Below are 25,440 nucleotides of genomic sequence, written 5' to 3' on the forward strand. Positions count from 1 at the left end.
TCCGCGTTCTGGGCGACCCCCTTGAGGGCCGACGGTTGCTGGCTAGATTAAAGTTCTAGGATCAGCTACCCGGAGGAGCCCGCGTGGATCTGGAACTGGACGGCATCGAGGTGGCCTTCGATCACACGGCCGTGGCCGCGCCCCGCATCAGGGATCTGCTGCCCGTCTACCGCGACCTGCTCGGCGGTGTGCATCTCGGCGGCGGTGGCGACAACCGGGCGAGCGGGTTCCGGAGCCTGCAACTCACCTACGCCAACGGGAGCAAGGTCGAGCTGATGGAGCCGCTGGCCGGGTCCACCTTCTTCGACAGCTTCTTCGAGCTGACCCGTGGCCGGGGTGGGGTTCACCATCTCAACTTCCATGTGAGCGACCTCGACGCGGCCGTGGCGCTGATGTCGGCGCGGGGATATCGGCTGCACGGGCTGAACGTGGCCGATCCGCGCTGGCGGGAGGTGTTCCTGCATCCCAAGGAGGCGCACGGTGTGCTGATCCAGCTGGCCCAGCCCGGACCGTGGGGCGACGAGCCTCGCCCGACGCTGGAGGAGGTGCTCGAAGGGCGTGGGCGCAACGGCAACGGTGTGTCCAGCCCCTGAGAATATGACGATGTCCCTCATGGCACGCGAGCCCTCCTGAAATGGAGCCGGACAGCGCAGACCCGTAAGGGCATGCCGCAGGCGGCGCGGGAGGTCTTCGGTGAGCACGGGTTCGCCGAGGCGAGCGTCGCCGGCCGCCCACGAGCAGGCGTCCGCCACCAGTGTGGCGCGGGCCAAGCAGTCAGGGGTCGAGGCCCCGGAGGCGCGGGAGGTCGTCGACGCGGCGATGACCCTGATCCACCGCCTCGACCCGCTCACCGTACGGGAGTGGCCCCTGAAGGGCCCGGAGCAGGGGCGCGCACGACGAACCGGTACGGTTGCCCCCGTGGTTCAACACTCCCTCGCACAGCGTCACGTCTTCCCTCGCATGGTGAGATTCGCGGACATCGACTCACAGGGTCATGTGAACAACGTCCGCTTCCTCGACTACCTCGAAGACGCCCGCCTGGGAATGCTGTACGTCGATCGGCAGAAGGCCGGGGACACCCCGTTCAAGGGCCTGGTGGTGTCCCGGCACGAGATCGACTACAAGCGGCCGCTCGGCTTCCGCGCCGAGCCGGTCAGGGTGGAGACGTGGGTGACGGACCTCCGGGCGGTGCGGTTCACGCTGGAGTACGAGATCCGCGACGACGAGGGGCTGTACGTGACCGCCCGGTCGGTGCTCGCGGCCTACGACGTGGAGCGCGAGGCGCCGCGCAGGCTCACGGCCGACGAGAGGTCGTACCTCCGTCGCTTCATCAGCGACTGATCCCCAAAAAGCTGCCTCGCTCATGAAAAATCGTGACATGAGGCGCTGGGTGATGCTCGGCCTCGGGGTCAACGCGCACGTCGGCGTCACCCTCGGGCTGTCCGGTCTGCCGCTCGTCATCCCCGACCTCCAACGGCACTTCGGCGTGTCCCTGCCGGTGGCCGGGATCATCGGCAACGCCCCCGGCATCGGCATCCTGTTCGCCCTGGTGGCCTGGGGTGCGCTGGCCGACCGATACGGCGAGCGCCTGGTGCTGGGCCTGGGCGTGGGCCTGGCGGCCGTGCTGTTCGCCGCGGTGGCCTTCGTCGAGCAGATCTGGGCGGTGGTCGCGCTGCTCGCCCTGGCCGGCGCCTCGGGTTGTGCCGCGCTGGTCGGCGGCGGCCGGATCGTGCTGCGCTGGTTCCTGCCGCCGGAGCGCGGGGTCGCCATGGGCGTGCGCCAGGTCTCCTACACGCTCGGCATGGCCGCGGCCGCCTTCATCCTGCCGCCGGTCGCGCGCGCCCACGGCATCTCCGGCGTGCTGATCGTCTGCGCGGGCACCTGCCTGCTCGCGGCGGTGCTGGCCGCCGTCTTCCTGGCCGACCCGCCGCACGCCGCCGGCCGGGCCGGCGCCGGGCCGGCCGCCTCTCCCTACCGGCAGCCGGCGCTGTGGCGGGTGCACGCCACCAGTGCGCTGCAGGTGGTGCCGCAGGTCGTGGTCGGCACGTACGGTGTGGCCTGCCTGGTCGGCGTGTACGGCTGGGACGGCGTCGAGGCCGGGCAGTTGTTCGGCTTCGCGGCCGTCGGCGGGGCGGTCATCCGGGTCGCGGTGGGCCGCTGGTCCGACGTGACGGGCCTGCGGATGGCGCCGCTGCGGTTGCTCACCCTGGTCGCGCTCGGGGTGCTGGCCCTGCTGGTGCTGGGTTCCTTCACCCGATCCTGGCTCGGCGTCACGATGCTGGCGCTGGCTTTGCTGATCACGGTGGCGGGCAACGGCCTGGCCTACCTCGCGGCGGGCGAGCTCGCCGGCCCGGCCGCGGCGGGCCGGGTGCTCGGCACCCACAACACGGTCCAGAACTCGGTGGTCCTGGCCGTGGCGCCGCTGGCCGGGCTGCTGATCACCGGAGCGGGCTACTGGGCGGCGTTCGCGGCGGGCCTGGTGTGCATGCTGATCTCGGTGCCCGTCATCCCGGTCCGCGGCGAGCGCGACGGGTCGAACGCGGCCCCTACGTGACGTCGCGGTGCAGCCAGACCGCCTGGTCGGGTGGCAGGCTCCGGCCGTCGAGCGGGCCGCTGGCCAGCAGCACGCGCTCGTGCGGCGGAAGTCGTACGGGCTCGGTGCCGCAGTTGAGTGCGCAGACCAGCGAGCCGCGCGCGAAGACCAGCACGTCCTTGGGGGAGTCCAGCCATTCCAGCTCGTACGGGACGGTCCGCACGAGTGTGTCGCGACAGGCCAGGGCGCGCCGGTAGAACTCCAGCGTCGAGTCCGGGTCACCGGCCTGCCGGTCCGCGCTGAGCACCGCGAAGGAGTCCGGCTGCGGCAGCCAGGGCGCCACGCCCTGGGGGGAGAAGCCGTGGGAGGCGCCGCTGGACGACCACGGAATCGGCACCCGGCAGCCGTCGCGGCCGGGCAGTTCGCCCTTCGACTGGATGTAGACGGGGTCTTGGCGTGCTTCCGGTGGAAGATTCTCTACCTGGGGGAGGCCTAGTTCCTCCCCCTGGTAGAGATATGCCGATCCAGGGAGTGCGAGCATTGTGAGCAATGCGGCTTTTGCTCGTGAAAGTCCGGTGCCGGGGTCGGCGGTGTCGTAACGCGTGCGGTGCCGTACGACATCGTGGTTGGACAGCACCCAGGTGGCGAACGGGACCGTCGCCAGGGTGTCGTCGATGACCTCCCTGAACGCGGTCGCCGACCAGGGTGCGAGGAGCCAGGCGAAGTTGAAGCTCTGGTGCAGCTCGTCCGGGCGTACGTAGCGGGCCAGGTCCTCGGGGCTGTCGGTCCACACCTCGCCGACGGCCATCCGGTCACCCGGGTAGCCGTCCAGCAGCCTGCGCCAGTCGCGGTAGACGCCGTGCACCTCCGGCCGGCCCCAGACGGGCGAGGCGGCCTTGAACGACTGGTCCTGGACGTCCGGCAGCCCCTCCGCCTTGAACAGCCCCATCGCCACGTCGATGCGGAACCCGTCGACGCCCCTGTCCAGCCAGAACCGCAGGATGTCCAGGAACTCCGCGCGCACCTCGGGATTGCGCCAGTTGAAGTCCGGCTGGCTGGGAGCGAACAGGTGCAGATACCACGAACCGTCCGGCAGCTTCGTCCACGCCGGGCCGCTGAAGGTGGACTGCCAGTTGTTCGGCCGGTCGCGGAAGATGTAACGATCGCGGCCCTCACCTCGCAGCGCGGCCTGGAACCACGGATGCTCGCTGGAGCTGTGGTTGGGCACGACGTCCACGAGCACCTTCAAACCGAGCGCGTGCGCGTCGGCGACCAGCGCGTCGAAGTCGGCCAGCGTCCCGAACAGCGGATCGACGTCGCGGTAGTCCGCCACGTCGTAGCCGCCGTCGGCCATGGGGGAGGTGTAGAACGGGGTCAGCCAGATGGCGTCGACGCCCAGTCGCTTGAGGTAGGGCAGGCGCTCCCTGGCTCCGGCCAGATCGCCGACGCCGTCTCCCGAGGCGTCGGCGAAGCTGCGTACGTAGATCTCGTAGACGACGGCATCACGCCACCAGGGGATATCCATGTGGCGTGTTCTGCCCGCTATGTCGGTGAGTTCACCAGGCTCTGGGCGGCGTAGACCAGATAGTCCCAGAGCCTTTTGTCCTGCTCCTCGGTCAGCTCCAGCGTGTCGACGGCGTCGCGCATGTGCTTGAGCCAGGCGTCGTGCTCGGCCTGGCCGATGACGAACGGCACGTGCCGCATGCGCAGCCTCGGGTGCCCGCGCTGCTGACTGTAGGTGTTGGGCCCGCCCCAGTACTGGATCAGGAATCCGCGCAGCCGCTCCTCGGCCCCCGTCAGGTCCTCTTCGGGGTAGAGAGGACGCAGCAGCGGGTCGTCGGCCACCCCTTCGTAGAAACGGTGCACGAGACGGCGGAACGTCTCCTCGCCACCCACGGCGTCGTAGAAGGAGGTCTCAGTCACGGCCCCAGCCTATGCGGTGGGCACCATGGCGATGTCCGCGGTGTCCAGCGCCGACTTCACCCGCAGCCGGAGCTCCCGCGCGACCTCGGCCTGCTTGGCGGGCAGTGTCTTGGCCGACAGCCGGAAGACCAGCATGCTGTCCGACAACTGCTCCACGCCGTAGACCTCCGGCGGCTCCACGATCATCGCCTCCCGGAACTCGGTGTCGGCCCAGATCTCCTCGGCCACATGCTCCAGCAGCACCCGCACGGTGGCGACGTCGCTGGTGTAGGCGACCGGGACGTCCATGTAGGCGCGCGACCAGCCCTGCGACTCGTTGCCGACGCGGGTGATGGTGCCGTTGCGGATGTACCAGACGCGGCCGTCGGCGTCACGCAGCCGGGTGACGCGCAGGGTGACCGCCTCGACGGTGCCGACCGCCGTCCCGGTGTCGATCACGTCGCCCACGCCGTACTGGTCTTCGAGCAGCATGAACATGCCCGCGATGAAGTCCTTGACCAGCTCCTGCGCGCCGAAGCCGATGGCGACGCCGAGGATGCCGACGCTGGTGAGCAGGGGCGCGATGGGGATCGTCAGGCGGTCCAGCACGGTCAGCAGGGTCGTGCCGATGATGACGATGGTGGCGACGTGCTTGAGCACCGACCCCATGGTCTCGGCGCGCTGCTTGCGGCGCTCACGCAGCAGGGCGTCGATGCCCTCGGTCGGCGCGCCCCTGCGGAAGCGGCCGGAGAGGGGGCCGCTGGCGGCGGTGCGGGAGACGACCCGGCCGATCAGCCGGTGCACGATGTTGCGGATCAGGAACCCGAGCACCAGGATCAGCACGACGGTGATCAGGCTGGCCACCAGCGGGGCCCAGGTGGCGTTGTTGAACAACCCGGCCAGGGTGGAGCAGAGAACTGTGTCGTCCGAGCAGAGGTCCGCTATCTCACCGCTCAAATCGTCCAAGCTGGGGAGCTCGGATGCCGGTGGTGTCTGCGACGGTGCCGGTGTAGCCAGCAGTGACACTGGACGGGTCCTCCTCGAAAGCGGTTCGGTCGGCGGTATGGGGGGCCGTATGCCGCACCCAAAAGATACCGCCGACCGAACCGGCCGCCGTCACATCACGCCGGGGAAGACGGGGTCGTCAGGCTCCTGGGCCGCGGAGGGCGGAGCCTGACGCTCCGATGACGGACGGCTCGGCGGGGACACGCACCCGGAAGCGTGTCCCGTGCCGTTTCCGGGAGGGGGCCCCCGAAGCGCTCCGCGGGCGAACCCGGGAGCGAGTCTCTCTCCATACGGTCACTCTCGGTGACGAAGTCGGAGGCGGCGGGATGGCCAGGGCCCCCTGCGAGCAGGGAACCCTCCGCACCGGCCACCCCGCCGACCTCGTGAAGCCGCGGTGGTCGCGGTGAGCCGTGGTGGCTGCGCTCCACCCGGATCACCGCGTCGTCACTCTCCCACTGCGGCGAGCACGCGAGCGACCTTGGTCGCCGCACCAGCCGGGTCCTCGACCGTGTGCATCCGCTCGCCCCAGGACCAGCAGTACCACCAGTCCGGGAGCTCGGCGACCTTGGCCGGCCGACAGGTGACGTTCTCGGACAGGCTGGTCGCCTTCGGGTTGATCACCCGGACGAACAGCCGGCCGCTCTGGGTCCGGACCACTCGTGCGATGAACCCACGGGCGTCGAGCTCCGACACCAGGCGCTCCAGATGTCCGAAGTTGTCGTCCCCCACCTTTCGTCCCCTCCTCAGAGAATCGATGCTGGTGGGCCAAACATGACTCATGTCAGCGGTGCGCGCAACGAGGCCCCCGAACCCCCGGGGAGTCGCATTCTCACTCATAGGTTGTAAGAAACAGTCCGCCGGAGGACGATCCTTATCCGTACTCTTCAATAGGACGTTTTCAAGCTGCCATGAATGGTTCATAGTCATGGCAAGGCGGACTGCAACCTAGACGCTACGCAGAGTGACTAGAGTGTAAAGCCGGTCAGGACACAGGTTGTGGAAGGGGCCGGAATGTCCGGCAGACAGCACAGGGAAACGGAGATGGCCCGGCGGATCAGAGCCAAAGGGCTCGCCACCGGCCGCTCCGCCGCCCAGATCGCCGAGGAGATCCACGAAGTGTGTGGACCTCAGTTCGGCACTACCAAGATCAAGGGGCATCGCCTTTCGTACGGGATCGCGCTCGCCGACGTGATCGAACAGGTCAGAGCCCTGTTCGAGCGTGACGAGAAGCCGCCCCCCGGCATTGGCGAGACCCTTTTGTCCGCCTATGAGAGTGGGCTCAAACGGCCGGGCCCCGAATACCTCCACTACCTGTGCACCGTCTACCGCGTGGAGCCTGCCTCCCTCGGCTATGACGGGCCGTGCATCTGCGGGCACGGTCACCGGATGCCGGGTGTGGTCGGCGGCAACGACCTGCAGGGGCGGCATGGCGCGGCCCTGGCGGATCCGCCCGACATCGGGACACCGCCGCCTCCCGCGGATCAGAGCTTCGAGGGCGAGGAGGATGAGAACGTCCTCCGGCGCACCCTTTTACAGCTTCTGTCCAGCAACCCGAGCGCGGCCAAGCTCGACGGCCCGGTGCTCGGCGCTTGCGAAGGCATCAGGAGGCGGATGGACCGCACCCTCGTGTCGGCCACCGTGTCTCCCGCCATGCTCGACCAGTGGGAGGAGGCGACGCTCAGCTTCGGCCGGCAGTACACCACCACCGCCCCGCTCCGGCTGCTGTGCGACGTGCTGCTGGAGCTGAGCTCCGTGCGCACCGCCATGTGCCGGCGTCAGCCGATCGACCTCCAGGAGCGCCTGTGCCGGATGGCCGCCCAGCTGTCCGGGCTCAGCGGCATGATCATGATCAATCTGGGTGACCACCGGCTCGCCCGCTCCTTCTTCCGCACCGGGCGCACCGCCGCCGACGAGACCGGCGACCGTGCCCTGCGCGCCTGGGTCACGGCTCGCGAGGCGCTCGTCCCCCTGTACTACGGTGACGCCCGCGAGGCGCTCAACCTGGCGAAGAAGAGCCGTGACCTGGCCGGCCAGACGCCGTGCGCCGCGCAGGCCATGGCGCCGGTCGTCGAGGCCAGGGCCCTGGCCATGCTGTCCGGCACCGACAGCAAGAAGGAGGTCGTCGACCAGGCCAAGCGGGCGCTGGCGCGGGCCCGTAACGCCTTCTCCCACATGAAGGCCGGGGACCAGGAGGACGCCGCGTTCGGCTACACCGAGAAACAGCTCTACTTCTACCAGGGCGACGTGCTCACCAAGCTGGGCCAGACCCTGGAGGCCGAGGTCGTGCTCGACCAGGCCCTGGACAAGTACCAGGACCACATCCTCGACCAGACGCTCATCAGGCTCGACCGGGCGCAGTGCCGCCTGATCGAGGGCGACCTCGCCGACGCGCTCGACACCGCCACCGAGGCGCTGCGGCTGCTCGGCCCGGAATACCGCACCGACTTCATCATGCGCCCGGCGCTCGCGCTGGAGCAGGCGGTGATGGCGCGGGACGCCAACCATCCCAAGCTCGCCGTCTACCGCGAGCAACTGCGGCCGCCGCAGCCGCTCCTGGGCGAAGGGATCGGCGGTGCATGAAGCTGAAGATTCGCCGCTATCGCTGGTCTGACCTCGACACCATTCTCGCCCTGCACCAGATCTGCCTCGCGGAGGTGGGTCTGGTGCCCGGCGACGGCGTCTACTACGACGACGACTTCCCGCTCATCCAGGAGCTCTACCTCGCCTGTGGCGGCGACTTCCTGGTCGGCGAGGTGAACTCGCGGGTGGTCGCCATGGGCGGGCTGAAACCCGTCGACAGGCGGACGGCCGAGGTGTGCCGGTTGCGCGTGCACCCGCACCACCAGCGGCGCGGCTTCGGCGCCGCCATGCTGGCCGCGCTCGAGGACCGGGCGGTGGAGCTGGGCTTCCACAGCCTGTGCGGCGACACCACCCTCAACCAGGGCGCGGCCCTGGCGCTGTACCAGCGCCAGGGCTGGCAGGAGACCTCGCGCCGCCAGGTGGGCGGGCTCACGGTCATCTACGGCGAGAAGCGCCTGGAGCCGGCGAGCCGCTGAGGCCCCCTCCCGCGTGTGCGCCGGTACACCTGATGCGTTGAAAGAGATATGTCGGGTATAGCGGCTTTGGCGAGCGGTGAGGATATGGAAGTCAGGGCCTACTAGTGAGGCTCTTCACTCCAGGTGGTAGAGGAACATCACCACCGGTTCACTGTCCAGTGGCGGCTGCGAACTGTAGTGAGATGCTTCCGGCATGGCAGTCGTGCCCGTTCCCCGGCCCCTGACGGGAGTCGTGCTCCTGTTGTTCGTCAGCGCGGCCTGGGGGTCGGCCTTTCCGCTGATGAAGGATCTCATTCACCGGTTACCAGTGGACGATCTCCTCGCCGAGCGCTACACCATCGCGGCCGTGACGCTGCTTCTCATCCGGCCCGGCTGCCTGCGGGGGCTGTCACGGACGGTGTGGGTCAACGGCATCATCCTGGGCGTGATGTTCGGGGTCGGGCAGGGCGCGCAGGCCGTCGCGCTGAACGGCCTGCCCGCCGCGGTCTCCGGGTTCGCGGTCGGGACCAGCGTGGTGATCACGCCCATCATGGCCCTGGTCCTGTTCAGGGTGCGGGTGCCCGGACGGGTGTGGGTCGGGGTGCTGCTGGCGCTGGCCGGCATGACCGTGTTCACGCTGCTGCGCGGGGTGGAGGGCAACGCCTTCTCGCTGCCGGCGCTCTGGGCGACGCTCTCCGCGGCCGCTCTCTACTCGGGGCACACGCTGCTGCTCGCGCGGATGTCGAGGAAGGGCGAGACCTTCAACGCCTACGCCCTCACCGTCGTGCAGCTCGGCACCATCGGGCTGCTCACCGGCGGGCTGGCCGTGCGTGACGGGATCACGCTGCCGGCCGACGTGATGGACTGGGCGGGACTCGCGCACCTGTCCGTCGTCTCGTGCGCGCTGGGGTTCCTGGCTCGCTCGTACGGCCAGACGCACGTGCCGGCCGTCCCCGCGGCGGTGCTGATGTCCTCGCAGCCCTTCTGGGTGGCCGCGATCGCGGTGATCGGGTACGGCGAGCAGATCGGGTGGAGCATGCTCGTCGGCGGCGGGCTGATGGCGGGGGCGATGCTGCTCGCCGTGCCGTCCGGGGCGCAGCTGGACGTACCGGATCCGGAGCGCCGGCACCTGCTGATCGTGACCCGTCGCGCCTCCCGCGTGCTCGGCGAGCTGAAGATCAAGCGCGACGACCCACTGAAGCCGGACGGCGCGGACCCGCCCGCGGCCCCGACTCCGGCCGCGAAGCCCGCCTGCTCGCACACCGAGGCCTGTCCCTGGAGCACCCGAGCGGTCAAGGGCTCCGGGGAGCCCAGCCTGGAGCGGCTGATCGAGCGCGCGACCCACATCGTGCGGTCCCAGAGCCAGTCGCCGCCCGGCTGCTGCCAGTCGATGACGGTGCTCGGCCGCTGTCTGTGCGAACTGATCGGGCAGTCCGATAAAACAAGATCGGGGGCGAGATCATGCTGGTTTCGGTCCCAATAGGGCATATATCACCATGAATTATCAAGCGCTTCTTATTCATTAAACTACTCTTATTCGTACATCAATCTTGATAAATCTTGAAGTGTCCGAATAATAGATAAATACCCCCAATGAAGAGGTGCATCATGAAGCGCATCGCCGTCCGCAAGCCCGGAACCGCGAGGCTCAGCGGGACCTCCAGCGTCATTCACAAGGGGTGAGGGAGGGAAGGTCTCACCGCAGGGCACAGGGCGCTGCGCCCGCGCTCTCCGAGGACGAGCGGTCGCTGATGCCCATGATCGACGGACATCGGCGGCCGCGCGGTCCCTACACGGTCGGGGCGGCCCTGCTGGGACACCTGGTCCCGGCCGCCTTGGAACGGTCCGGGAGCCTGGTCGCCGCGTACGACATCGAGATCCGGGCCGTCGCGCCCGGCCTCCGTGACCTCGTACCGGCCAGGCGGGCCACCCTCGGCGCGGACCTGACCGACGACGAGCGCATCCTGGTGCCCGCACCCCGCCGCACGCTCAGGCTGGCCAACGGGATCGCGGAGTTCGTCCGCGACGTGGTGCCGCCCGGCAGCACTCTCGTCGTCTGCAACGGCGCGCAGGCCGATCCCACGGACGTCGAGCTGCTCGACGTGCTGATGCGCAGGATCCCGCCGTCCGTACTGGAGATCACCGTCTACCTGGGCGGACCGGAGCCGCCCCCCGACACCCGCGACGCCGACGGGCTCTGGGCGATCGTGGACCGCGGCGTACGAGAGGGGTTTCTGCACGCGGTGGTCGAGCTCGCAGGGCGCGGGCTGGCGCTGAGCGAGCCGGGCGGCGAGCAGTGGTGGCGTTTCGCGCAGCGCGCCGCGACGGCGCTCGGCGGGCTGGGCCGCCGGGAGGGGGCGCGTGAGCTGTGGGAGGAGGCGCGCAGGTCCAGTCAGGACCCGGCCGTGCACGCCGCCGGCGCCTACGGGCTGGCCATGCTCGACGCCCGCCACCCCGACCCGGCACAGCGTGACCTCGGCCGGGCCCGGGGCTGGATCAACGAGGCCATCGCCATCTCCACGCTGCTGCCCGACCCCCTGCAGCGAGCGTTCAAGCTGGGCTTCGACCGCAACGGGCTGGCGCTGATCGAGCTGCGGCAGGGCCGCGCCCCGCAGGCGCTGGCGCTCGTGGAGTCGGCCATCGAGCTCGCCCGCGAGCTGGGCGACCGGCATCCGCTGCACCGCATGGTGCTGCTGGCCAACCGGGCGCAGCTGCTGGCCGCGCTCGGGCGGAGCAAGGAGGCTCTGGAGGACTGGGCGGCGGCGATCGCGATCGATCCCATGTTCCCCGACTCCTACGTGGACCGGGGGAACCTCCTGTTCGAGCTGGGCCGGCACCATGAGGCGCTGGCCGACTACGAGGCCGCGCTACGGGTCGGCCCGCCGCTGCCGGAGGCCCACTACAACCGGGCCGAGCTGCGGATCGTCCAGGGGGACGTGCCGGGCGCGCTGGCCGACCTGGACCGGGTGATCGACCTGGATCCCGGCTACGTGGACGCCTACGTCAACAGGGCCGGCCTGCTCGCCTTCCTCGAACGCGACGAGGAGGCCAGGGCCGACACCACGACGGGCCTCGCGCTCAGCCCCGGCAACCCCCACCTGCTGACGGTCCTCGGCCAGCTCGAAACAGGGGCGGGCCGGCTCGCCGAGGCCAGACGGGCGCTGGACTCGGCCGTCGAGCGGGCTCCTGGGCTGGCCGCCGCCTGGGGCAACCGCGGAGTGCTCCGCTACGCGGCGGGCGACCCGGAGGGCGCGGTGGCCGACCTCACGCAGGCGATCGGCCTGGATCCCCAGCCCGACCTGTACGTGAACCGCGCCGTGGCCCTGCGTGCCCTGGGCCGTACGGCGGAGGCGGAGGCCGACGACGCGCGCGCCGCCCAGCAGCCCGGTTGACACCCGGCCCGCCCTGAGCAAGTGTTCCCTTTACGGAACAACAGGAGGGAAGCGTCATGCGGCCGAACTCCCGCTTCGCCGACGTGCAGCCGTTCGACATCGACCAGGTCGCCGCCGCGGCCGGCGCTGACCCCGACGTGCTGCGGATGGAGAACCTCGACACCGACGTGCCGCCCCCGCCCGCCGCAGTCCAGGCCACCCGCGCGTCGCTCGCGGAGGGCACCGGCAACAGCTGGCTGCCCTTCACCGGCCTGCCCCAGCTCTGTGAGGCGATATCGGCCGACCTGCGCGTCCGCACCGGAGTCCACTACGACCCGCTGCGGCAGATCGTCATCACCTCGGGCGGCACGTCCGCCGTCATGCCCGTGCTCCTGTCCACGACCGAGCCCGGCGACTCCGTCGTCCTGACCGACCCCACCTACGCCGGCCTGCTGCAGCGCGTGCGCCTCGCGGGCGCCCGGCCGGCCCTGGTGCCGCTGCGGGTGATCGACGGCTACTGGCGGCTGGACCGGCAGGCCCTGACCGAGGTGACGTCCGCCGCGGCGCTGCTCCTGATGAGCCCCTCCATGCCGTCGGGCGTGGTCTTCGACGAGCAGGACTGGGCCGCCGTCGCCGCGACCTGCGAGCGCACCGGGGCCTACCTCGTCCACGACGCCGCCATGGAGCGCATCGTCTACGCCGGGCACCCCCGCATCAACCCCTGCCGGGTCGACGGGCTGGCCGAGCGCACGATCGTGATCGGCTCGATGTCCAAGGAGTACCGGATGATCGGCTGGCGCATCGGCTGGGTCGCGGGACCGGCGGACATCATGACGCGCATCAGGGTGGCGGCCATCTACAACACCACCGTGGCCAGCGGCTTCCACCAGCTCGGCGCCGCCGCCGCCCTGACGGATCCCTCCGGAGCCGGGGTCGACCAGGCGGTGGCCGAGTACCAGGCGCGCCACGACACGGTGATCCGGCAGCTGGCCGGTCTGCCGGTGGTCCGCGCGGCCGGCGGCTGGTCCTGCCTGGTGGACGCCGAACGGCTGGGCCACACCGCCCAGGACCTGTCCGCCCGCCTCCTGGACAAGGGACGCGTCGCCGCCACCCCGATGACCGCCTGGGGCGAGGCGGTGGCCTCCCGTTACGTCCGGCTGGTCTACAGCGCCGAGCCCGTCGAACGCCTGAGCGAACTGCGCGACCGCTTCACCGCCGCCCTCGGCTGAATCCCGGCGGTCGCTGGAAACGCTCCGCACAGCGGTTACGGTTGAGCGGTGGGGTACAACGAGCTGCTACGTGATCTCCAGCGGGGGGCGAGCGCCCAGGCCGCCGGCATCAGCCGTGGTCACGGCGGGCCGCCGCCGCGCACGGTCAGCGCCCGCTCAGGCCTGCACAGAATGCGCTGCGCCTCCCTGCTCAAACCGCTGTACGCGTGGGTGACGGCCGCGCGCATCCCCGACACCGAGCGCTGGCAGCGCCACGCCGAGCCCGCGGTGGTCATCTCGTCCAACTCCGACACCCGCAGCCTCTGGCTCGCCGTCGGCCCGCTCGTCATCCTCGACGACATCTACCAGCGCACCGGCGTCTCCTGGCCGATGCACAACGCCGACCCCTCACGGTTCGGCTCGATCGAGGTGGCGGCCGACGAGGTCGCCACGGCCTATGCGGCGCTCGCCCAGGCGGCCTTCGCCGGCGATCCCGTGGCGGGCAGCGTCCTGGAGTGGATGCGCCGGGTGGAGGGCGACCAGACCTACGGCACACGCCAGGCCCTCGGCGCGCCCGAGGCGGGGATCAAGTGCGGCTGGTTCGGCGAGCCGGACGAGACCTGCCTGCGCACCCACGCCGTGGCCGTCCTCCCGGACGCCGGCACCCGGGCCACCGTCGTGGTGGCCCTGACCGCCCAGCCCTACACCGACGCCCGCAAGCGGGAGGTCTACCACACGAGGGTGGCCCAGGGGCATTCGGTCGAGGCCGAGCACGAGAAGGCGTCGGGGCCGCTGCTGCGCGACCTGATGGCGATGACCCTGTCCGAGCTCGGCCACGGCGACGAGCGGTGACAGCCGGGGAAAGCGCGGGCGTGCGGCTCACGGTGCTCGGCGGGTGCGGGGCGTGGCCGGCGGCGGGCCAGGCGTGCAGCGGCTATCTGGTCGCGTACGACGGCTTCCGGGTGCTGATCGACCCCGGCTACGCCACCCTGCCCAGGCTGCTGGCGTCCACGGCGGCCGAGGAGGTGGACGCGGTCCTGGTCAGCCACGGCCACCCCGATCACTGCGCCGACCTCAACCCGCTGCTCCGCGCCCGCGTTCTTGGCGCCGCGCCGCCGCCCGCGCTGCCCGTGTACGCGCCGCCGGGTGCGCTGGACGCGGTGCTCGCGCTGGATCGGCCGGCCATGCTGGCAGGCGGCGTCGAGCTGCTGGAGCTGACGCCCGGCCGGCCGTGCGAGGTCGGGCCGTTCCGGCTGGACGCCTGGTCGCTGCCGCACCACGTGCCCAACGCGGGGCTGCGGCTGACCGGCGGCGGCCGGGTGATCGCCTACACCGGGGACACCGGGCCGGCCGACGAGCTGGTGGACCTCGCCAGGGACGCCGACCTGCTGCTGGCCGAGGCGACGTACCCCGAGTGGGTGCCCGAGGAGGACGCCCGCCATCTCTCGACGGCCGCCGACGCCGGCCGTACGGCGTCCTCGGCCGGTGCGGCGCGGCTGCTGCTCACCCACCTGTGGCCGGACACCCCGCACGAGCCCGCGCTCGACGCGGCCAGCAGGTCCTACACCGGCCACCTCGCCGTCGCCACCGCAGGCCACACGGTGCACCTGTGAGCGAAGCGGCCGTCTGAGCGGGGCCGTCAGGCGAGGGTGGTCAGCTGCCGGATGACCGTGGCCAGGGTCGGCGGCTCCACGCCGGCGGGCAGGCGGCGGGTCCATCGGCAGCCGAGATAGGCGTCTCGTTCCTCCTGGGTGAGGGCGCCCGGGGTGACCTGGGGGCGGCTGGTGGGGAAGCGGGCCAGGAAGAACGACTCCGTCTTGACGTAGCGGACGCCGAGCCAGGTGAAGTCACGCCCGACCTCGACCGCGAGGTCCTGGACGGCGGCGCCCGGCAGGCCGGTCTCCTCGGTCAGCTCCCGTCTGGCCGCCTCCAGGGGCGTCTCGCCGGGGTCGAGGCCGCCGCCGGGAGGCTCCCAGACGTCCAGGCCGCTGACCCGGTCGTGCCAGTGCATCAGCAGCACCCTGCCGTCGCGGTCGAGGCAGACCACCCGCGCGGCGGGCCGGTCGCTGGTGGTCACGGCAGGCTCTCCGGCTCGGCGAGAACCAGCGGGAGCAGGCCCGGGAAGCGGTCGTCGAACTCGGGCCTGCGCAGCCGGTTGAGGCGGCGCGGACCCTCGTCGCGCTGCTCCAGCAGACCGACGCCGCGCAGGACCGCGAAGTGGTGGCTGAGCGTGGACTTGGCCACGGGCAGGTGACGGAAGGTGCCGCAGGGGCGGGTCCAGTCGGGGACCCCGGCCAGCTCGCGGACGATGCGGCGGCGGATCGGGTCGCTCAGCGCGTCGAGCGCGGCCTGCAGCGACACCTCGACGGGGGAGGCGTGGGCCAGGGAGCGAGATCGGCTCGACGGGGCTCTGGTGTAGTGTTCCATCTCGATCGAACAGTTTAACCAGAAGGAGTGGCCGTGGACGCCGGGCACGTCGGAGTGTGGCACCCCATGATCGGCAAGGCGCCGGCCGGCGAGGCCCGCCGGGCGGCGGCGGAGATCGAGGAGCTCGGCTACGGCTCCGCCTGGGTCAACGACGGCTGGGGGAGCAAGGACCCGTTCACCTGCGCGGCGGTGCTGCTGGCCGCCACCCGGAGGCTCGCGATCGGCGCCGGGATCGTCAGCATCTGGTCGCGCGACGCGACGGCCATGGCCGCGGGCGAGGTGACGCTCGGCGACGCCTTTCCCGGCCGGTTCCTGATGGGCATCGGGGTGAGCCACGGCCCGCTGGTGAGCATGCGCGGCCACGACTACGCCAAGCCGCTGACCGCGATGAGCCGCTACCTCGACGGCATGGACGACGCCAGGAAGATCCTGCCCACTCCGCAGGCGCAGGCGCCCCGGCTGCTGGCCGCGCTGCGCCCCCGGATGCTGGAGCTGTCCAGGGACCGGGCCGGCGGCGCCCACACCTACTTCGTGCCGCCCGAGCACACCCTGCTGGCCCGCGACATCCTGGGCCCCGACCGGCTGCTCGTGCCGGAGCAGGCCGTGGTCGTCGAGACCGATCCGGCGCGGGCCCGCGAGATCGCCCGCGCCCACATGTCCCCCTATCTGACGCTGCCCAACTATCTCGGCAACCTGCGCACCCTGGGCTTCTCCGACGAGGACTTCGCCGACGGCGGCAGCGATCGGCTGACCGACGCCATCGTGGCCTGGGGCAGCGCCGAGACGGTCGCCAAGCGGATCGGCACCCACCTCGACGCGGGGGCCGACCACGTGGCGATCCAGCCGCTGTCGCCCGAGCCGGAGCTGGCCGACGCCCTGGCCCAGCTCCGCCTCCTCGCTCCCGCCCTGGGGCTCTAGCCCGCTCCGGCTCAGCGCTTCATGGCGCCGTCCGCGATGGCGTCGGCGGCCTCGCTGATGGCGATGCCCACGATCTCCAGGCGCCGCACCAGCTCACGCTCCTTCATCGCGTTGGCGGTCAGCTCGCCGGAGAAGATGCGGGAGATCTCGTACTGATACATCCGGCGGATGGCACCGCCCGTCTTCTTGGCCTCCAGCGCGTCGTGCACCACGGCCGACGGGCTGGAGACCAGGTCGCGGACGGCGTTCTCCAGCGCGTCGATGCCGACGATCACCTGGTCGAGCAGCGGCGTGAAGCGGATCTGGTCGGGCACCTGATACAGGTGCGACTCGCGGACGAAGTCCCGCAGCGAGTCGAGCACGTCGTCGATCGAGCGCGAGAGCCTGAAGAGGTCCTCCCGGTCGATCGGCGTGACCAGGGCGGAGCGGAGCTCCTCGACCAGGCGGCGGCGCTCCTCGTCGCCGAGGTGCTCGATGGTGCGCATCTGCTCGTGCGCGCCCGTTCTGCCCACCTCGCCGCCGATCATCGCCATGGCCAGCCAGGCGCCCTCCTTGGTCGCCGAGAGCTGCCCGAGCAGCGCGTCCGACAGCGCGCTGTCCATGCGGCCGATGAGCAGGTCGCGGATCCGGCGCAGCCGCTTCACCGGCGCACCTCCGGTGCGGGCGGCCATGTGTCGAAACGGTCCATCACGCTCCCTTCACCAGATAGGCCGCCACCGCGGCCAGCAGCAGACTGGCCGGCAGCGTCAGCAGCCAGGCAGTGACGATCTTCACTGCGGCGTACCAGCGGACCCGGCCGCCGCCCTGGTTGACCCCCGCGCCGATGAGCCCGCCCGCGATGGCCTGGGTCATGCTCACCGGCATGCCCAGCGCCGAACAGCCGAGCACGGCGGTGCCCGCCGACAGTTCCGCCGCCACGCCGTGCAAGGGCCGGAAGGCGATGATCTCCCGGCTGAGCGTACGTCCCGCCTTCGGTAGGCCGTACAGAGCGCCGAGCCCGAACAGCGCGGCCACCAGCGACGTGTACGGCAGCGGCGCGTCCGAGAAGCCCAGCGCGATCATTAAGACGGCGAGCATCTTCTGCCCGTCGTTGGCCGCGTAGGCGAGGGTCTGCAGCAGGAAGCCGGCCCAGTGCCAGTGCCACAGCCCGTGCGTGGTGGTGAGCTTGACCAGCAGCCCGCTCAGCACCCAGGCCAGCAACGCGCCGACGACGGGAGCCGCGATGCCGAAGGCCAGCACGAGGGCCACGGACGGGCCGGAGACCGGCAGCCCCCAGCCCAGGCCCGCGCCGGTGAGGCCGCCGACGATGGCCAGGGTGAGGCTGGTCGGCCTGCCCTTCGCGCTGAGCACCAGGACCACGACCAGCGAGCAGATGACGGCGATCGTGGTGGCCGATCTGCCGCCGTGGCCTTCGAAGGTGGCCAGGCGGGTGACGAAGGTGAGCGCGACCTGGTGGGTGGCCAGCGGGACCAGGGCCACGAACACCACCATGGTCGCGATGCCGGTCGCCGGGCGTACGGTGGGCAGCTTGAGCCCGGTCGCGAGGAGCGCCCCTCCGTCGTTCATCCCGGACACGATCGCGAACAGGCAGGCGACCCCGACCAGTAGCACGGCGTCCAAGGGCATGCGCTCCTTCCCGGGTTGCTGTCGCGTAATGCCTGGTACATACCCAAGACCGGCCCTATGAGGCGGTCCGCGCCCGGTATTGTCGACGGTGCAGCCGTCCTGCGCCCCGCCGCGAGAGTGAAGAATGAGCACCGAATACGTCCTCACCCTGTCCTGTCCAGACCGGCCCGGAGTGGTGGCCGCCGTCGCCGGCCTGCTGGCCGAGCGTGGTTGCAACATCACCGAGAGCCAGCAGTTCGGCGACCGGGAGGCGCAGCGCTTCTTCATGCGGGTGCAGTTCGCCGCGCCGCAGGCGGAGGACGAGATCCGCGCGGCCTTCGCCGCCCTGGCGCCGGAGTTCGGCATGGTGTTCCAGGTCCGTGACGTGGCGCGCAGGCCGCGCGTGCTGATCATGGTCAGCAGGTTCGGCCACTGCCTCAACGACCTGCTCTACCGGGTCCGCTCGGGCGCGCTCGACATCGAGGTCGTCGCGGTCGTGTCCAACCATCCGGACCTGCGCCCGCTGACCCAGACCCACGGCATCGACTACCACCATCTGCCGATCACGCCCGACACCAAGGCCAGGCAGGAGGCCGAGGTGCTGGCCCTGGTCGAGCACTACCAGGTGGACCTGGTGGTGCTGGCCCGCTACATGCAGGTCCTGTCGGAGGAGCTGTGCCAGAAGCTGGCGGGCCGGGCGATCAACATCCACCACTCGTTCCTGCCGTCGTTCAAGGGCGCCAGGCCCTACCACCAGGCGCACGACCGGGGGGTCAAGCTGATCGGCGCGACGGCCCACTACGTCACGTCCGACCTGGACGAGGGCCCGATCATCGAGCAGGAGGTGGCCCGCGTCAACCACAGCCACTCACCTGAGGACCTGGTGGCCATCGGCCGCGACGTCGAGTGCGTGGCCCTGGCCAGGGCGGTCAAATGGCATGCTGAGCAGCGCGTTCTCCTCGACGGCCACAAGACCGTCGTCTTCCCCCGCTGACCAGGCGTTAACCGTGCCCCGGCCGGGGCACGCGCTGGACATGTCAGAAGACGCGAACTCCACACCACCACCGCAGAGCCAGCCGTACCCGGGAGACACCGGGCGAATGGCGCCCGAGCCGCGCGACGAGATGCGCGGCTACGAAGGCAGAGGGCTGCTGAGCGGCAAGCGCGCGCTCGTCACCGGGGGCGACTCGGGCATCGGCAGGGCCGTCTCGGTCGCCTTCGCCAAGGAGGGGGCCGACGTCGCGATCGCGTACCTCGAAGAGCACGAGGACGCCAACCACACCAGGAAGCTGGTCGAGGCCGAAGGACGGCGCTGCGTGCTGCTCCCCGGCGACCTGGGCGACCGCGACCACTGCGCGCAGGTGGTGGAGCGGACGGTGACCGAGCTCGGCGGCCTGGAGATCGTCGTCAACAACGTCGCCTACCAGGCGCCGGTGGACTCGCTGGAGGAGCTGACCGACGAGCAGTGGGAGCACACGTTCGCGGTCAACATCCACAGCTACTACCGGGTGACCAAGGCGGCGCTGCCGCACCTGCGCGAGGGCGCCGCGATCATCAACACCTCGTCGATCAACGGGCTGCGCGGCAACAAGACCCTCATCGACTACGCCGCGACCAAGGGGGCGATCAACGCCTTCACCTACTCGATGGCACAGAACCTCGTCGAGCGGGGCATCCGGATCAACGCGGTCGCGCCCGGCCCGGTCTGGACGCCGCTGATCCCGGCCACCTTCCCGCCGGAGAAGGTCGAGCAGTTCGGCAAGCAGGTGCCGATGAAGCGGGCCGCCGACCCCGACGAGATCGCGCCGTCGTACGTCTTCTTCGCCGCCGACCGGTTGTCGTCGTACTACACCGGAGAGGTGCTGGCCCCGATCGGCGGGGAGACGCTGCCCGGCTGAGCACGGCAGATGAGAGCATTCTCATCTGAGCCTCAGCATCTTCTCCTCCACCACCGTCATGCTCGACGTCATGAGACGCCGAGCACCCCTGGCCGCGCTCCTGACCGGAGTGGCCGTCGCCGGGTTCCTGGCGATCGGGCTCGTCCAGGCCGCCGGCAGCGGCCCAGATCTGGGCGAGCCCGTCGTCGTGTCGCCGGCACCGGTGGACAGCACGCGGACGCGGCAGGACCGTGCCCCCACCGGCGAGCCGCCCTCCTCCATCCCCACCTCCACATCCATCCCCACCTCCGCTTCCGCTCCCGCTGCCAGCGCGACCCCCGAGCCGACCTCCACCAAGCGCCCCGCCATCACGCCGAGCGAGCGCACGGCCAAGGTCGAGCCGGTCCGCCCGCCGTCGCCGCGGCCGGGTGGCGACGATGACGACGATGACGACGGCGGCGACGATGACTGACCCGGCGACCGACCCCGGGACTGCCCCGGCGACCGACCAGGGGACCGACCCTGGGACTGCCCCGGTGACTGACCCGGTGACTGACCCGGCGCGCCGATGCGCGTGACCGCCCGTGCCCGGATCGTGGGCTGGATGCTCGCGGTCGCCGCCCTGGCGCTGGCCGCCTCGGTCTTCGCCACCTGGACCATCCTGCTCACCCGGCTCGATGATCGGATGCACGGCGAGTTCGTCAACGAGGTGGAGAAACTGCGCCGCTACGCCGCGACCGCGTTCGATCCGGCAACGGGCCGGCGGGTCGACGACGTCGAAGAACTGCTCACCGGCTACCTCGCCTACAACCCGCCCGACCGGTGGGAGACCTTCTTCAGCATCGTCGACGGCAAGGCGGACCGCCGCACCGCCGTCCCCGCGCCCGCCCGGCTCGACACCGACGACGCGCTGGTCGCCGGCATGGCGAAGGCGTCCAGACCGCGCATGGACGTGTACGAGAGCACCGCCGGGACGGTCTGGTACACCGCCGTCCCGGTCAGTGTGGCCGGCGACTCCCGGTCCGGCCACTTCGTGGTGGCCATCTTCTACGACCGGCACCGGGACGACATCGTGGACGCGGTCCGGGTGGTGGGCCTCACCGCGCTGGCGGCGCTCGCCCTCGCGGGAGGGGCCGGCTGGTTCATCGCCGGGCGGGTGCTCGCCCCGATCAGGCTGGTGCGTCAGACCGCCGCCCAGATCAGCGACTCCTCCGACCTCACCCGCCGGCTCGACGTGCCGGGCGAGGACGACGTGGCCGCGCTCGCCGCGACCTTCAACCACATGCTCGACCGGCTGGAGCAGGCCTTCGCGGTGCAGCGCCACTTCGTCGACGACGCCGGCCACGAGCTGCGCACCCCCATCACCGTCATCCGCGGCCACCTGGAGCTGATGGGCGACGACCCCGCCGACCGCGCCGAGACCCTCGCCCTGGTCACCGACGAGCTCGACCGGATGAACCGGATGGTCGACGACCTGCTCACGCTGGCCAAGGCCGAGCAGCCCGGCTTCCTCGCCATCGAGGAGGTCGAGCTGGCCGACCTCACCGTCAGCGTCGTGGCCAAGGCACGAGCGCTCGGCGAGCGGCGCTGGCGGGTGGACGAGGTGGCCGAGGCCCGCATGCCCGCCGACCGGCAGCGGCTCACCCAGGCGCTGATGCAGCTCGCGGCCAACGCCGTGCGGCACACCGAGGAGGGCGGCCTGATCGCCGTCGGCTCCGCCGTACGAGATCGGTCGGTCGAGCTGTGGGTGCGGGACAGCGGCCCCGGGGTGGCGCCCGCGGACCGCGAGCGGATCTTCCGGCGCTTCATGCGCGGCGCCGGCCGCACCGGCGCGCACGACGGCGCCGGGCTGGGCCTGGCCATCGTCACGACCATCGCCGAAGCGCACGGCGGGACCGTCACCGTCGTGGACGCCCCCGGCGGCGGCGCCTGTTTCGTCATGACCGTTCCACTCAGGGAGGTACGGTGAACCGCATTCTGATCGCCGAGGACGAAGCGAGGATCGCGTCCTTCCTGGAGAAGGGACTGCGCGGCAACGGCTTCGTCACCGCCGTCGTCGAAGACGGCGTCGCGGCCTACGACGTGGCCGCCAGCGGCGCGTTCGACCTGCTCATCCTCGACATCGGGCTGCCGCTGAGCGACGGGTTCACCGTGCTGCGGCGGCTGCGCGAGGCCAAGGTGGGCATCCCCGTCATCATCCTGACCGCCCGCGACAGCGTCACCGACACCGTCGCCGGGCTGGAAGGCGGCGCCGACGACTACATCGCCAAGCCCTTCGCCTTCGAGGAGCTCCTGGCGAGGGTTCGGCTCCGCCTGCGGGCTGACCGGCAGCCCGAGGTGACCGTCCTGCGGGTCTCCGACCTGGCCCTCGACCTGCGCACCCGGCGGGCGTACGTGGGGGAGCGGTCGGTGGACCTGTCCACCCGCGAGTTCGCGCTGGCGGAGGTCTTCTGCCGGCACCCCGACCAGGTGCTCACCCGTGAGCAGCTGCTCAGCCACGTGTGGGGGTTCGACTTCGACCCCGGCTCCAACGTGGTGGACGTGTACGTGCGCTACCTGCGTCGCAAGATCGGCGCCGACCGGATCGAGACGGTGCGCGGGACCGGATACCGGCTCCGCGCCGGGTGAAAGGCCTCTCATCTCGCGCTCACGGTGCCCCAACGGCGTCCCCCGAGCCTGGAGTCATCCGCACAGGGAGTGCGGATGACTTCAGGAGGCACAGGATGCTCCAGGCACTACGGCGGCTGGCGGTCGCCATCGCGATCGCGTCCGGGCTCTGCATCGCGGCCATGGCCCTCACGGCCCCGGGCGCGTACGCGGCAGCGTTCGTCCACCTCGCCGACGATGACGACGACCGCCCCAAGGGTGGTGTGGACACCGGGTCGGGTGGGACCTCCCGGGACGATGACGACGACGATGACCGTCCGAGGGGCGGGGTGGACACCGGGGCCGGTGGGGCGTCCCGGGACGACGACGATGACCGTCCGAGGGGCGGGGTCGACACCGGGATGGGCGGCGCGGCCGGTGGGGCCGGGATGCGGCTCGGCTCGGCCGCCGAGGGCGCTCTTCCGGTGGTGCCGCTCGCGGTGGCCGGCGGCGGCGTGCTGCTCGCCGGGGCCTACGCGGTCTCGCGCAAGCTCGGCGGGCGGTGACCATGGCGGCCTCGGCTCCCGTTCTCATCACCGCGCTGGCCCTGGTCACGGCATGCGCTCCGGCGGCGGCCGGGACCGGTGGCGTCAGCGAACAGGGTGCACAGGTCATGGCGGCGACCGTGTCCGCTGACGTGGCGGACCCCGTCCGCTTACGCATCCCGTCGATCGGCGTCTCCACCAGGGTGACCGGGCTCCGGCTCGACGCCGGCGGCCGGCTGATCGCGCCCAAGAGGTTCGATCAGGTCGGCTGGCATCGGGGCGGACCCGAGCCAGGGGAGAGGGGCGTGGCCGTCATCGCCGGCCACGTCGACTCGACCACCGGCCCGGCGGTGTTCTACCGGCTGCGCCAGCTGCGCCCGGGCGCCCGCGTCCACGTCGACAGGGCTGACGGCAGCACGGTGACGTTCACGGTCCAGCGTCTGGCCCGCTACCCCAAGAACCGGGTGCCCGACCGAGAGGTCTACGGCTCCGGCGGGGGCGCGCAGCTCCGCCTGATCACCTGCGGCGGCGACTTCGACCGCAAGCGCCGCAGCTACCGCGACAACGTGGTCGTCTACGCCGGCTGACCCCACAGGACGCCTGTGCCGCCGAGGATCCCCCTCGGCGGCACAGGCGTTCCGGCACCCGTCGGATGTGGATGAGAACGCCCTCATCATCGCCTCACCAGGGCTTCACCGCTGGTCGGCAGGCTGTTCACCAACGGCACCGATCCATGGAGGCGCACCTTGCGAGCGACCACGATTCTCGGGTTCGCGATGGACCTGGCGGCGATCATCACGCTCGCCTACGGCCTGTACTTCCGCCGCCATCACCGCCGGGACCTGTTGTTCGCGTACGTGGCCCTGAACGTGGGCATCTTCGCGGTCGTGTCCCTGCTCCTCGTCCAGCGGGTGGACCTGGCGGTCGGGTTCGGCCTGTTCGGCGTGCTGGCGATCATCCGGCTCCGGTCCGACGAGATCACCCAGGAGGAGATCGCCTACTACTTCGTCGCGATCGCGCTCGGCCTGGTGAACGCCATCGCGGCCACCTGGCCGCTGACCGCGCTCTTCCTCGACGTGGTGCTGCTGGCGGTGATGTACGCGGCCGACCATCCCCGCCTGCTCGGCCGTACCCGCCACCAGGTGGTGACCCTCGACGTGGTCCACGCCGACCAGGCCCTGCTCCGCGCCGACCTGGAGAGCCGGTTGGGCGGCCGGGTGCTGCAGTGCTCCGTCACCCAGGCCGACTACGTCAGGGACATCTCCGTGGTCGACGTCCGCTTCGAGCTGCCCGAGCACATGGACACGAGGGCCTGGCGATGACCGTCCGTGAGCACGATGCGACGGCGACGCGCGGACACGAGAGCCCGGCGGCGCGCCGCACAGAGTGGCCCGACGCCGGGGTCCTGCTCGCGGGGGTGGCGTCGACGCTGCCGCCGATCACCCTGGAGGAGGTCACGGCCGCCTCCGGGCTGATGACCCGCGTGGACCGCAAGTACCTGGTGAGCGCCTCCACGATGGCCGGCCTCGCGGCCGAGCTCGGCGACAGGTTCGCGGTGCTGCGGATCGGCGGGCGGCGGCAGTTCCGCTACACCTCCACCTACTTCGACACCCCCGACCTGCTCACCTTCCGCCAGCACCGCCAGGACAGGCGGCGCAGGTTCAAGATCCGTACGCGCACGTACCTGGACGGCGGCGGCCGCTGGCTGGAGGTCAAGCTCAGCGGCGCGGGCGGCTGCACCGACAAACACCGCATTCCGTACGACGCGTCCCCGTCCGACGCGCTCACCCGGGAGGCGCTGGACTACGTCGCCGACACCCTGGCGGGCAACCTGCGGCTGGCCCGTCCCCAGTCGCTCGGCCCGGTGCTGTCCACCGACTACAGCCGTGTCACCCTGGTGGACACATCCGGCTCGGCCCGGCTCACCTGCGACACCGGCCTGGTCTGCGGCGACGGGCGGCGCACGCTGGCGGCCCGCCGCGACCGCGTCCTGCTGGAGTCCAAGTCCGCCGACGGGCGGGCGGCGGCGGACCGGATCCTGCGCGAGATGGGCGTGCGGCCCGTCAGCGTCAGCAAGTACTGCCTCGGGGTGGCGACGCTGCACGGCGTGGCCGCCAACCGCTGGCATCCGGTCCTGCGCAGCTACTTCCCCACGAGATCGACGCGCACACCGAGGTGACGGAGCGCGCTGCTCATGGGCGATAGGTGCCGAAGTACCAGGTGTTGCCCTCGGGGTCCTCCCACGAGCCGTAGGTCTGGTCTGGTCGACCAGGGCCATGGTGATCTGGGCGCCGGCCGCACGGGCCCGGTCGTGGTGGGCGTCGGCGTCGTCGACGGCGATGTAGACGCCGGGCCCGCCGGGGCGGCCGGGCCCGATCATGATCAGGTCGTCGTCGACGAACAGCTCGGCGTGCTTGATCGCGCCCTT

General features: G+C 71.2%; 28 protein-coding genes. 20 read left to right on the forward strand and 8 right to left on the reverse strand.

Annotated features, from left to right (window positions below; all coding sequences use genetic code 11):
• Positions 1-83: 83 nt before the first annotated feature.
• The 3 genes from ACIBQX_RS46470 (at position 84) to ACIBQX_RS46480 (ending at position 2,554) form a co-directional block, all read left to right on the forward strand.
• A complete protein-coding gene (locus tag ACIBQX_RS46470) occupies positions 84-593 on the forward strand; it encodes a VOC family protein (protein ID WP_397016465.1) in 510 nt (169 codons plus the stop codon).
• 100 nt (positions 594-693) lie between these two features.
• Positions 694-1,341 carry an acyl-CoA thioesterase gene (locus tag ACIBQX_RS46475; RefSeq protein ID WP_397016467.1) on the forward strand — a complete coding sequence of 216 codons (648 nt, stop codon included), beginning with the start codon at positions 694-696 and terminating at the stop codon, positions 1,339-1,341.
• 37 nt (positions 1,342-1,378) lie between these two features.
• Positions 1,379-2,554, forward strand: a complete 1,176-nt coding sequence (locus tag ACIBQX_RS46480) for an MFS transporter (RefSeq protein ID WP_397016469.1) — start codon at positions 1,379-1,381, stop codon at positions 2,552-2,554.
• Here ACIBQX_RS46480 and ACIBQX_RS46485 read toward each other — a convergent pair.
• The 4 genes from ACIBQX_RS46485 to ACIBQX_RS46500 form a co-directional block, all read right to left on the reverse strand.
• On the reverse strand, positions 2,547-4,058 hold the full coding sequence (locus ACIBQX_RS46485) for a glycoside hydrolase family 13 protein (protein WP_397016471.1): 1,512 nt from the start codon (positions 4,056-4,058) through the stop codon (positions 2,547-2,549). The two genes, ACIBQX_RS46480 and ACIBQX_RS46485, sit on opposite strands and share 8 nt — an antisense overlap.
• A 17-nt stretch (positions 4,059-4,075) precedes the next feature.
• Entirely contained in the window at positions 4,076-4,456 is a 381-nt protein-coding gene (locus tag ACIBQX_RS46490) for a globin (protein ID WP_397016473.1), read from the reverse strand.
• A gap of 9 nt (positions 4,457-4,465) precedes the next feature.
• Positions 4,466-5,392: a mechanosensitive ion channel family protein gene (locus ACIBQX_RS46495; protein WP_397016475.1), complete on the reverse strand. Its 927-nt coding sequence runs from the start codon at positions 5,390-5,392 to the stop codon at positions 4,466-4,468.
• Positions 5,393-5,884: 492 nt separating this feature from the next.
• Positions 5,885-6,169 carry a hypothetical protein gene (locus ACIBQX_RS46500; RefSeq protein WP_397016477.1) on the reverse strand — a complete coding sequence of 95 codons (285 nt, stop codon included), beginning with the start codon at positions 6,167-6,169 and terminating at the stop codon, positions 5,885-5,887.
• A 282-nt stretch (positions 6,170-6,451) separates the two neighbouring features.
• Between ACIBQX_RS46500 and ACIBQX_RS46505 the strand changes: the two genes are divergently transcribed.
• From ACIBQX_RS46505 to ACIBQX_RS46535, 7 genes are all read left to right on the forward strand, one after another.
• Entirely contained in the window at positions 6,452-8,020 is a 1,569-nt protein-coding gene (locus tag ACIBQX_RS46505) for an XRE family transcriptional regulator (RefSeq protein ID WP_397016479.1), read from the forward strand.
• A complete protein-coding gene (locus tag ACIBQX_RS46510; RefSeq protein ID WP_397016481.1) occupies positions 8,017-8,496 on the forward strand; it encodes a GNAT family N-acetyltransferase in 480 nt (159 codons plus the stop codon). The genes ACIBQX_RS46505 and ACIBQX_RS46510 overlap by 4 nt, the downstream gene beginning before the upstream one ends.
• 193 nt (positions 8,497-8,689) lie before the next feature.
• Positions 8,690-9,958 (forward strand): DMT family transporter, encoded by a 1,269-nt coding sequence (locus ACIBQX_RS46515; protein ID WP_397016483.1) that lies wholly within the window; start codon positions 8,690-8,692, stop codon positions 9,956-9,958.
• A gap of 274 nt (positions 9,959-10,232) precedes the next feature.
• The gene (locus tag ACIBQX_RS46520; protein WP_397016485.1) at positions 10,233-11,867 is read left to right on the forward strand and encodes a tetratricopeptide repeat protein; all 1,635 of its coding nucleotides are present in this window, start codon (positions 10,233-10,235) and stop codon (positions 11,865-11,867) included.
• Between the two features lie 56 nt (positions 11,868-11,923).
• A complete protein-coding gene (locus tag ACIBQX_RS46525; protein ID WP_397016487.1) occupies positions 11,924-13,075 on the forward strand; it encodes a pyridoxal phosphate-dependent aminotransferase in 1,152 nt (383 codons plus the stop codon).
• Between the two features lie 48 nt (positions 13,076-13,123).
• Positions 13,124-13,906 carry a hypothetical protein gene (locus ACIBQX_RS46530; RefSeq protein WP_397016489.1) on the forward strand — a complete coding sequence of 261 codons (783 nt, stop codon included), beginning with the start codon at positions 13,124-13,126 and terminating at the stop codon, positions 13,904-13,906.
• Positions 13,903-14,667 (forward strand): MBL fold metallo-hydrolase, encoded by a 765-nt coding sequence (locus tag ACIBQX_RS46535; protein WP_397016491.1) that lies wholly within the window; start codon positions 13,903-13,905, stop codon positions 14,665-14,667. The genes ACIBQX_RS46530 and ACIBQX_RS46535 overlap by 4 nt, the downstream gene beginning before the upstream one ends.
• A 26-nt stretch (positions 14,668-14,693) precedes the next feature.
• Here ACIBQX_RS46535 and ACIBQX_RS46540 read toward each other — a convergent pair whose 3' ends face one another.
• Both ACIBQX_RS46540 and ACIBQX_RS46545 read right to left on the reverse strand, forming a co-directional pair.
• Positions 14,694-15,131 carry an NUDIX hydrolase gene (locus ACIBQX_RS46540; protein ID WP_397016493.1) on the reverse strand — a complete coding sequence of 146 codons (438 nt, stop codon included), beginning with the start codon at positions 15,129-15,131 and terminating at the stop codon, positions 14,694-14,696.
• A complete protein-coding gene (locus ACIBQX_RS46545; protein ID WP_397016495.1) occupies positions 15,128-15,481 on the reverse strand; it encodes an ArsR/SmtB family transcription factor in 354 nt (117 codons plus the stop codon). Before ACIBQX_RS46545 ends, ACIBQX_RS46540 begins: the two co-directional genes overlap by 4 nt.
• 33 nt (positions 15,482-15,514) lie before the next feature.
• Here ACIBQX_RS46545 and ACIBQX_RS46550 point away from each other — a divergent pair, with 33 nt between their 5' ends.
• A complete protein-coding gene (locus tag ACIBQX_RS46550) occupies positions 15,515-16,399 on the forward strand; it encodes an LLM class F420-dependent oxidoreductase (protein WP_397016497.1) in 885 nt (294 codons plus the stop codon).
• Between the two features lie 11 nt (positions 16,400-16,410).
• Here the strand turns inward: ACIBQX_RS46550 and ACIBQX_RS46555 are convergent, their stop codons facing one another.
• Both ACIBQX_RS46555 and ACIBQX_RS46560 read right to left on the reverse strand, forming a co-directional pair.
• The gene (locus tag ACIBQX_RS46555; RefSeq protein ID WP_397016499.1) at positions 16,411-17,070 is read right to left on the reverse strand and encodes a DUF47 domain-containing protein; all 660 of its coding nucleotides are present in this window, start codon (positions 17,068-17,070) and stop codon (positions 16,411-16,413) included.
• Between the two features lie 16 nt (positions 17,071-17,086).
• Complete coding sequence (locus ACIBQX_RS46560) at positions 17,087-18,010, reverse strand: anion permease (protein WP_397016632.1); 924 nt, start codon at positions 18,008-18,010, stop codon at positions 17,087-17,089.
• 139 nt (positions 18,011-18,149) lie between these two features.
• On the opposite strand from ACIBQX_RS46560, the gene purU reads away from it, so the two are divergent.
• From purU to ACIBQX_RS46605, 9 genes are all read left to right on the forward strand, one after another.
• Positions 18,150-18,998 carry a formyltetrahydrofolate deformylase gene (purU, locus tag ACIBQX_RS46565; protein WP_397016501.1) on the forward strand — a complete coding sequence of 283 codons (849 nt, stop codon included), beginning with the start codon at positions 18,150-18,152 and terminating at the stop codon, positions 18,996-18,998.
• Between the two features lie 40 nt (positions 18,999-19,038).
• Positions 19,039-19,902: an SDR family oxidoreductase gene (locus tag ACIBQX_RS46570; RefSeq protein ID WP_397016503.1), complete on the forward strand. Its 864-nt coding sequence runs from the start codon at positions 19,039-19,041 to the stop codon at positions 19,900-19,902.
• A 70-nt stretch (positions 19,903-19,972) separates the two neighbouring features.
• The gene (locus tag ACIBQX_RS46575) at positions 19,973-20,353 is read left to right on the forward strand and encodes a hypothetical protein (protein ID WP_397016505.1); all 381 of its coding nucleotides are present in this window, start codon (positions 19,973-19,975) and stop codon (positions 20,351-20,353) included.
• 96 nt (positions 20,354-20,449) lie between these two features.
• Complete coding sequence (locus tag ACIBQX_RS46580; RefSeq protein WP_397016507.1) at positions 20,450-21,850, forward strand: ATP-binding protein; 1,401 nt, start codon at positions 20,450-20,452, stop codon at positions 21,848-21,850.
• A complete protein-coding gene (locus tag ACIBQX_RS46585; RefSeq protein WP_397016509.1) occupies positions 21,847-22,509 on the forward strand; it encodes a response regulator transcription factor in 663 nt (220 codons plus the stop codon). Before ACIBQX_RS46580 ends, ACIBQX_RS46585 begins: the two co-directional genes overlap by 4 nt.
• A gap of 95 nt (positions 22,510-22,604) precedes the next feature.
• Positions 22,605-23,033 (forward strand): hypothetical protein, encoded by a 429-nt coding sequence (locus ACIBQX_RS46590; protein WP_397016511.1) that lies wholly within the window; start codon positions 22,605-22,607, stop codon positions 23,031-23,033.
• 2 nt (positions 23,034-23,035) lie between these two features.
• A complete protein-coding gene (locus ACIBQX_RS46595) occupies positions 23,036-23,599 on the forward strand; it encodes a class F sortase (protein ID WP_397016634.1) in 564 nt (187 codons plus the stop codon).
• Between the two features lie 189 nt (positions 23,600-23,788).
• Positions 23,789-24,334 carry a DUF4956 domain-containing protein gene (locus ACIBQX_RS46600; protein ID WP_397016636.1) on the forward strand — a complete coding sequence of 182 codons (546 nt, stop codon included), beginning with the start codon at positions 23,789-23,791 and terminating at the stop codon, positions 24,332-24,334.
• Positions 24,331-25,191 carry a polyphosphate polymerase domain-containing protein gene (locus ACIBQX_RS46605; RefSeq protein WP_397016513.1) on the forward strand — a complete coding sequence of 287 codons (861 nt, stop codon included), beginning with the start codon at positions 24,331-24,333 and terminating at the stop codon, positions 25,189-25,191. The genes ACIBQX_RS46600 and ACIBQX_RS46605 overlap by 4 nt, the downstream gene beginning before the upstream one ends.
• Positions 25,192-25,440: the final 249 nt, after the last annotated feature.

This window comes from Nonomuraea sp. NPDC049714 (assembly GCF_044465295.1).
GTDB lineage: Bacteria > Actinomycetota > Actinomycetes > Streptosporangiales > Streptosporangiaceae > Nonomuraea.

Coding starts and splice junctions, on each gene's coding strand:
- ACIBQX_RS46485 (WP_397016471.1), bottom strand. CDS start 4,058: ATGGATATCCCCTGGTGGCGTGATGCCGTCGTCTACGAGATCTACGTA.
- ACIBQX_RS46555 (WP_397016499.1), bottom strand. CDS start 17,070: ATGGCCGCCCGCACCGGAGGTGCGCCGGTGAAGCGGCTGCGCCGGATC.
- ACIBQX_RS46480 (WP_397016469.1), top strand. CDS start 1,379: ATGAGGCGCTGGGTGATGCTCGGCCTCGGGGTCAACGCGCACGTCGGC.
- ACIBQX_RS46515 (WP_397016483.1), top strand. CDS start 8,690: ATGGCAGTCGTGCCCGTTCCCCGGCCCCTGACGGGAGTCGTGCTCCTG.
- ACIBQX_RS46580 (WP_397016507.1), top strand. CDS start 20,450: ATGCGCGTGACCGCCCGTGCCCGGATCGTGGGCTGGATGCTCGCGGTC.
- ACIBQX_RS46605 (WP_397016513.1), top strand. CDS start 24,331: ATGACCGTCCGTGAGCACGATGCGACGGCGACGCGCGGACACGAGAGC.
- ACIBQX_RS46595 (WP_397016634.1), top strand. CDS start 23,036: ATGGCGGCCTCGGCTCCCGTTCTCATCACCGCGCTGGCCCTGGTCACG.
- ACIBQX_RS46505 (WP_397016479.1), top strand. CDS start 6,452: ATGTCCGGCAGACAGCACAGGGAAACGGAGATGGCCCGGCGGATCAGA.
- purU (WP_397016501.1), top strand. CDS start 18,150: ATGAGCACCGAATACGTCCTCACCCTGTCCTGTCCAGACCGGCCCGGA.
- ACIBQX_RS46575 (WP_397016505.1), top strand. CDS start 19,973: ATGAGACGCCGAGCACCCCTGGCCGCGCTCCTGACCGGAGTGGCCGTC.
- ACIBQX_RS46600 (WP_397016636.1), top strand. CDS start 23,789: ATGGACCTGGCGGCGATCATCACGCTCGCCTACGGCCTGTACTTCCGC.
- ACIBQX_RS46520 (WP_397016485.1), top strand. CDS start 10,233: ATGATCGACGGACATCGGCGGCCGCGCGGTCCCTACACGGTCGGGGCG.
- ACIBQX_RS46545 (WP_397016495.1), bottom strand. CDS start 15,481: ATGGAACACTACACCAGAGCCCCGTCGAGCCGATCTCGCTCCCTGGCC.
- ACIBQX_RS46525 (WP_397016487.1), top strand. CDS start 11,924: ATGCGGCCGAACTCCCGCTTCGCCGACGTGCAGCCGTTCGACATCGAC.
- ACIBQX_RS46590 (WP_397016511.1), top strand. CDS start 22,605: ATGCTCCAGGCACTACGGCGGCTGGCGGTCGCCATCGCGATCGCGTCC.
- ACIBQX_RS46570 (WP_397016503.1), top strand. CDS start 19,039: ATGTCAGAAGACGCGAACTCCACACCACCACCGCAGAGCCAGCCGTAC.
- ACIBQX_RS46510 (WP_397016481.1), top strand. CDS start 8,017: ATGAAGCTGAAGATTCGCCGCTATCGCTGGTCTGACCTCGACACCATT.